Annotated in this window: 3 protein-coding genes; 2 read left to right on the plus strand and 1 reads right to left on the minus strand. The window is 71.4% G+C overall.

Annotated features, from left to right (window positions below):
* Window positions 1-76 precede the first annotated feature (76 nt).
* Window positions 77-838, minus strand: coding sequence for an SDR family NAD(P)-dependent oxidoreductase (locus KMS84_RS05755; RefSeq protein ID WP_256914945.1), 762 nt, complete (start codon window positions 836-838; stop codon window positions 77-79).
* A 259-nt stretch (window positions 839-1,097) separates the two neighbouring features.
* On the opposite strand from KMS84_RS05755, the gene KMS84_RS05760 reads away from it, so the two are divergent.
* Window positions 1,098-2,222, plus strand: coding sequence for a DUF6421 family protein (locus KMS84_RS05760; RefSeq protein WP_256914946.1), 1,125 nt, complete (start codon window positions 1,098-1,100; stop codon window positions 2,220-2,222).
* Window positions 2,223-2,745: 523 nt separating this feature from the next.
* Window positions 2,746-7,123 (plus strand): type I polyketide synthase (locus KMS84_RS05765; RefSeq protein WP_256914947.1); only part of this gene is annotated, 4,378 nt, incomplete at its 3' end.

Genomic DNA, 7,123 nt, shown 5'->3' on the forward strand with positions numbered 1-7,123 from the left:
TCGGCGTGGCACGTTCGCGGTCGGCCCGCCCGCTCCGGCGGGGCGGGCCGACCGGCTCACCGGAGCGGGCGGACAGTCACCTCGGCCCCATCCGCAGGGCGCCGTCGAGCCGGATCGTCTCCCCGTTGAGCATCGGGTTGTCCACGACGTGGGCCACGAGCGAGGCGAACTCCTCGGCCTCTCCGAGGCGTTGCGGATGCGGCACCTGCCGACCGAGCGCCTCGATCGCGGACTGCGGGAAGCCGTCGAACATCGGGGTGTGGAAGAGGCCCGGGGCGATGGTGACCACGCGGATCCGCGACCGGGCGAGGTCGCGGGCGATCGGCAGGGTCATGCCGACGATGCCGCCCTTGGCGGCCGCGTAGGCGGCCTGCCCGATCTGGCCGTCGAAGGCGGCGATCGAAGCGGTGTTGACGATGACTCCGCGTTCGTCGCCGTCGTCCTCCAGCCCGATCATCCGTGCCGCGGCGAGGCGGATGACGTTGAAACTTCCGATCAAGTTGATCCGGACGACCTCGCTGAAGGCCTCGAGCGGGAACGGACCGCTGCCGCCGGCCGTCCGGTGGGCGTTGCCGACCCCCGCGCAGTTCACGACGATCCGCAGTCGGCCGAGTTCCATGGCGCGCTCGACGGCGGCGGTGACGTCCACCTCACTGGTGACGTCACCGGCAGAAAGGACGACTCCCTCGCCCAGTTCCGCCACGACCTTTTCACTCCGCACGGAAGGCCGGTTGAGGATGACCACGTAAGCACCCCGCTCGCGCAGGTTCCGTACCGTCGCCAGGCCGAGGCCGGACGTTCCACCGGTGACCAGTGCAACGCTTCCTTCTATTCGCACGTGCTGCTCCAGTTCTGTCGGCCGGCGCACCGGGGCAACCAGGCGCCTGAAAGGCTCGCGGACATTCCTGCGCAAGCCAGGACGTCAAGCTAGCCAGCGCGGAGGTAAAGGCGCAAGCACTCCTTCGGAGAATGCGACCGGCTCGGCCTGAAAGCGCAAATAAGAACCGAATCCGTACATTGCGGAGTGAGGTGCAGGAGACCACTGCACCCTCGATCCCGGTGAAGCATAGAATCCATGCCTGAAAAGAAGGTGCGCAATGTCGAACAGCATGCCGTCGGCGGTCTTCGACGAGGTCGACGAAATCCGTGAGAAGGTCCGGGGATCGCGCGACGCATTCCGGGACCGCGAATTCCTGCTGGAGCTGGCGCAGCGAATCGCCGACGCTCCGAACCTGGGTCGGCAGCCGGCCGCCCGGGCCCTGGTCGAGGATCTCCGGAGCCACGTGCCCGGGGCACGCCTGGACACCGTCAAGACGCACATCAACGAGAAGCGCGACAACCACATCTTCTCGCTGTTCGACGCCTCGTACTTCCCCGCCCTGTCGCTGGAGTACCTGACGTACGAGACGCTGCCCACCGACCCGCACCTGGCCACCCGGTACGCCAGCAACACCATGCCGGTGAACATCACGGGCCGCTCGAAGGGGTTCGCGTCGCGGGTCGTCGTGGCGCTGTTCCCGGAGAACCACGTGGACGGCGTCCAGCACGACGACGACCTGATCTTCTACTTCATCGACAAGTTCGTCGAGCGGCACAACCGGATCACCCGAAAGATGATCGACGCGGTGATGGCCGAGGACGCCTTCCCGCTGATCCGAGGTGTCGACGACAAGACGGTCGAACAGGCCTCCTCGTGGTGGGTGCGGCTGCACGAGTACCACCACCGGCAGGGCGACATGCCCATCCCGGCCTACCTGCCGGTCAAGAAGCTGAAGCCGCTGGCCGGCCTGGAGGAGTTGCGGGTCGACGTCTCCGCGATGCTGGTCTGCCTGAACGACCCGCAGCTGCCCGCCCGGGAGGCGCGGCTGGCGTACGAGTACATCCTGTCCGAGCGGCTGCTCCGCTACGCGGTGGAGGGGATTCCGCGCCCCAACTACGACGCGGTCGCCTCCCAGCTGCTCTTCAACTACCTCGTCGCGCACCACGGGATCGAACTGCGCGGGGACCGGATCCGGCTTCACGAGGAACTCCCCGAGGTTCTGGCCGAATTCCTCGGCACGATCCAGCGGATCGAACGGGAGATAACCATCGGCGTCCCGGTCGACGACGTCAAGCAGCGGCTGCTGGAATTCACCAACGAGTACACGGACTATGACGAGGAGGCCAAGGACTACCGGCACATTCCGTTCTTCGCGGAAATCAAGAAGCGCCTCGACGTCTGAGGTGGCGGCCGGTCCGGCCGGGTTCCGGCCGAGCGGGGTGATCTGCTCGGCCGGACCTTCGGCCGAGGACGCCAGGGGAACACCCGGCGAATGTCACGCTCTGCTTGCCGGACCCGTTGACTGTGTGACTCTCTGTACATTGCCCTTGCTGTGGGCGTCCTATAGTGTGACGGATGATCACGAGGAAGCGGAAGTGACGGGGGTCTCTTCTGGGGGTCTGCGACGGTGCCATCCGCCGCCCGGTGCATCGCCGGCGGCGTGTCGAATGTGAAGTTCCTTCGCCGGTATAGCGCTCGGTATTTACCGAATTCCAGCGCACGCCACATCTTGATTTCCTGTGCACGTTCTTTTCGCGTGCATTTCCTTCCCGCTCGCGCGCATTCACATCGGTCGTTCCGCAGGAGCCGCCGCGGGTCCGTCGGACGTTTCGCCGGCGGTCCCGCAGCCCTCCGGCTGTCCGGGGCGAGGCGCGTCCGCGTACCGGCCGCCCGGAACACGACCGCCAGAAAGGAACACCCCCCTCATGTCCACGCGTCACTCGAGCCGGTCCGAGATCGCCGTCGTAGGCATGGCCTGTCGCGTACCCGGGGCGGACGACCTCGGCGCCTTCTGGCGGCTGCTGCGCGACGGCGCCGACGCGATCGGCGACCTCCCCGAGGGACGCTGGGATCTCGGCGCCGTCCCGCCGCACCTGCGGCCGGCCGGGTTCGGGCGCGGAGGGTTCCTGGACCGGGTCGCCGACTTCGACCCGGAGTTCTTCGGCATCAACGCGCGCGAGGCCGCGGCGATGGACCCCCGCCAGCGGCTCGCCCTCGAGCTGAGCTGGACGGCCCTGGAACACGCCGGCCTGCTGCCCGGGAGCCTGCGTGGCGGCTCCACCGCCGTGTTCCTCGGCGCCACCGGCGACGACTACGCCACCCTGGTCCACCGGCACGGCGAGGAGGCCGTCTCCCCCTACACGCTGACCGGCCTCAGCCGGGGCGTGATCGCCAACCGGATCTCCTATCACCTCGGCCTGCGCGGTCCGAGCCTCACCGTCGACGCCGCGCAGTCCTCCTCGCTGGTCGCCGTGCACCTCGCCTGCGAGAGCCTGCGCTCCGGCGCCACCGACCTGGCGCTGGCCGGTGGCGTCCACCTCAACCTGACCCCGGACAGCACGCTCGCCTTCGCCCGGGCCGGAGTCCTCTCCCCGGACGGCCACTGCTACACCTTCGACGCGCGCGCCAACGGCGCCGTCCGCGGCGAGGGCGGCGGCCTGGTCGTGCTCAAGCGCCTGGACGACGCCGTCGCCGACGGCGACCGGATCCACTGCGTCCTGCTCGGCAGCGCGGTGAACAACGACGGCGGCGGCGCCTCCCTCACCACCCCGGACGGCGCGGCCCAGCAGGAACTGCTGCGCGAGGCCTACGGGCAGGCCCGGACTCCGGCGGCACAGGTGGCGTACGTGGAACTGCACGGCACCGGGACCAGGACGGGGGACCCGATCGAGGCGGCGGCGCTGGGCGAGGTTCTCGGCCGGGACCGGCCCGCCGACCGGCCGCTCCTGGTCGGCTCGGTGAAGACCAACATCGGGCACCTCGACGGGGCCGCCGGCGTGGTCGGGCTGATCAAGGTCGCGCTCTCCTTCGGGCACCGGCTTCTGCCGGCCAGCCTCAACTACGCCGAGCCCAACCCTTCGATCCCGTTCGAACGGCTCGCGCTCCGGGTCAACGACGCCGCCGGCCCCTGGCCCGAAGGCGCCCGGCTGGCCGGCGTCAGCTCCTTCGGTATCGGCGGCACCAACTGCCACGTCGTGGTCGGCGACGCCCCCGACGAGGCAGGGACGGAGGAAGAGGCGGAGACCGGGCCCGCCGTGCCGGTGCCGGTGCTGGTGTCCGGGCTGAGCGAGGCGGCACTGCGGGCCCAGGCCCGCCGGCTGTTGGACCACCTGGAGGCCGACCCCGGCCTTCGCCCGCGCGACGTCGGGTACGCCGGCGTCACCACCCGTACGGTCCTGGCGCATCGCGGGGTCGTCGTCGCTGCGGACCGCACCGAACTCCTGGCGGGACTTCGGGCGTTGGCACAGGGCGAGCCGTCCCCGCACGTGGCGGTCGGCGTCGCCGGACGGCACGCCAAGGCCGTGTGGATGTTCCCCGGGCAGGGCCCGCAGTGGGCCGGGATGGCCTTGGAGCTGTGGGACTCGGCGCCGGTGTTCGCCGCCAGGATGACCGAGTGCGTGCGGCTGCTGGACGGTCAGGTCGCGTGGTCGCTGCGGGAGGTGCTGGCGGACGACTCGGCGCTGCGGCGGATGGACGTCATGCAGCCCGCGCTCTTCGCGGTGCAGGTGTCGCTCGCCGAGGTGTGGCGGGCCGTGGGCCTGCGGCCGTCCGCCGTGGTCGGTCACTCCCAGGGGGAGATCACCGCGGCCTGCACGGCGGGGATCGTCCCGCTCGGGGACGCCCTGCGGCTGATGGTCGAGCGCAGCCGGGCCATCGTCACCCGGCTGTCCGGACACGGCGCGATGGCTCTGCTGGCGATGCCGGCCGAGGAGGTGGACCAGGAGCGGGTCGCGATCGGCGCGGTGAACGGGCCGAACTCGGTCGTCGTCTCCGGTCCCGCCGAGGTCGTGCGAGCGGTGATGGCCGAGTGCGAGGCCCGCGGGGTCCGGGCGCGTACGGTCCCGATCGACTACGCCTCGCACTCGCCGTACGTCGAGCCCGTCCGCGAGGAGGTCCTGAGAGCGGCCGCCGGTGTCACCGCCCGGGCCGGTGACACCGCGTTCTACTCGACCGTCACCGGCGGCCTCCTCGACGCGCACGATCTGGACGCCGGGTACTGGTACCGCAACCTGCGCGAGCGGGTGAGCTGGATGGCCGCCGTCCGGGCACTGGCCGCGGACGGGCATGGGGTCTTCGTGGAGGCCAGCCCGCACCCGGTGCTGACCACCGCCGTCCGGGAGACCCTGGGTGACGATTCGGACGTGGTGGTCCAGGGCACCCTGCGCCGCGGCGAGGGCGGGCTGCGGCGGCTGCTGCTGTCCATGGCCGAACTGTACGTCCAGGGCGTCGAGCTGGACTGGCTGCCGATGTTCGAAGGCACCGGCGCCCGTAGCGTGGAGCTGCCCGGCTACGCCTTCCAACGCCGGCCCTACGGGCTCTCCGGCACCGCGCTGCCCGCGCTGCCGGTGCCGGACGTTCCGGCGCCGGCGCCCGAGGCCGACCCCGTCGCCCCGCCTCGGCGGGCGGCGTGGGAGCCGGCAGACCTGAAGGCCCTGGTGCGGGCCCAAGCGGCGGCCGTGCTCGGCCGCACCGACTCGGGCGCGCTGGCGGTCGATCACGCGTTCCCGGAGCTCGGCTTCGACTCGGCGACCTCCGTGGAGCTCAGTGTCCGGCTCGGGAAGGCGACCGGGCTGCGGCTGCCCGTCACCCTGCTGTACGACCACCCGACGATCACCGCCCTGGCCGGCCACCTCCACCGGGAGCTCGCCGGGCCGGCCGCGGAGGAGCAGTCGGCCGCCGTGGACGCGGCCCCGGACGACCCGATCGCGATCGTGGGCATGGGCTGCCGTCTCCCGGGCGGTGTGGCCTCGCCCGAGGACCTGTGGCGCCTGGTCCACGAGGAGACGGACGCCATCACCCCGTTCCCCGAGGACCGCGGCTGGAGCCTCGACCGGGAGTACGCCGGCGAGGTCCGGACCGGCGGCTTCCTCACCGGCGCCCTGGACCTCGACGCCGACTTCTTCCGGATCAGCCCGCGCGAGGCGCGGGCGATGGACCCGCAGCAGCGGCTCCTGCTCGAGGTGTCCTGGGAGGCGCTGGAGCGCGCGGGCATCGTCCCGGCCTCCCTGCGCGGCAGCCGGACGGCCGTCTTCATGGGCGTCATGAACCAGGACTACGTCCCCCCGCTGGACCAGACAACGGAGAGCTTCGGCGGCTATGCCCTGACCGGAGGCACTCCGAGTGTGGCGTCGGGGCGGATCTCGTACACCTTCGGGTTCGAGGGGCCGGCGGTGACGGTGGACACGGCGTGTTCGTCGTCGCTGGTGTCGTTGCACCTGGCGGTTCAGTCGCTGCGCTCGGGAGAGAGCACGCTGGCCCTGGCCGGCGGGGCCACGGTGATGTCGACCGCCGGGATGTTCGTCGAGTTCGCCCGGCAGGGCGGGCTCTCCCCCGACGGGCGGTGCAGGGCGTTCTCGGATGCGGCGGAGGGGACGGGGTGGGCTGAGGGTGTGGGGGTGGTGGTGCTGGAGCGGTTGTCCGATGCGCGGCGGCTGGGGCATCGGGTGTGGGCGGTGGTGCGGGGTTCGGCCGTGAATCAGGACGGTGCGTCGAGTGGGTTGACGGCGCCGAACGGGCCGGCGCAGCAGCGGGTGGTGCGGGCGGCGTTGGCGAGTGCGGGGTTGTCGGGTGCGGATGTGGACGTGGTGGAGGCGCACGGCACGGGGACGCGGTTGGGGGATCCGATCGAGGCGCAGGCGCTGTTGGCGACGTACGGGCAGGGAAGGCCGGCTGAACGGCCTTTGTGGTTGGGATCGTTGAAGTCGAACATCGGGCATGCGCAGGCGGCGGCGGGTGTCGGTGGTGTGATCAAGATGGTGATGGCGCTGCGGGCCGGGGTGTTACCGCGCACCTTGCACGCGCAGGAGCCCTCGCGTCATGTGGACTGGTCCTCGGGTGGGGTGGAGTTGCTGCGTGAGCAGCGGGTGTGGCCGCAGGTGGGGCGGGCACGCCGGGCGGGGGTGTCAGCGTTCGGGATCAGCGGGACCAACGCGCATGTGATCCTCGAACAGGCCCCGGCGGAGCCGCAGGTGGGGGCGGAGCCGGCCGTTGCGGGCTCCCCCGGCTTGGTGCCGGTGCCGGTGCTGGTGTCGGGGGCGAGCGCGGTGGCGCTGCGTGCGCAGGCCGAGCGGTTGCGGCTGTGGG

It is taken from the genome of Streptomyces hilarionis, assembly GCF_024539675.1.
Lineage (GTDB): Bacteria > Actinomycetota > Actinomycetes > Streptomycetales > Streptomycetaceae > Streptomyces > Streptomyces hilarionis.

Bases quoted from the DNA above. Each gene is read 5' to 3' on its own strand.
- KMS84_RS05760 (WP_256914946.1), top strand. From the start codon at position 1,098: ATGTCGAACAGCATGCCGTCGGCGGTCTTCGACGAGGTCGACGAAATC.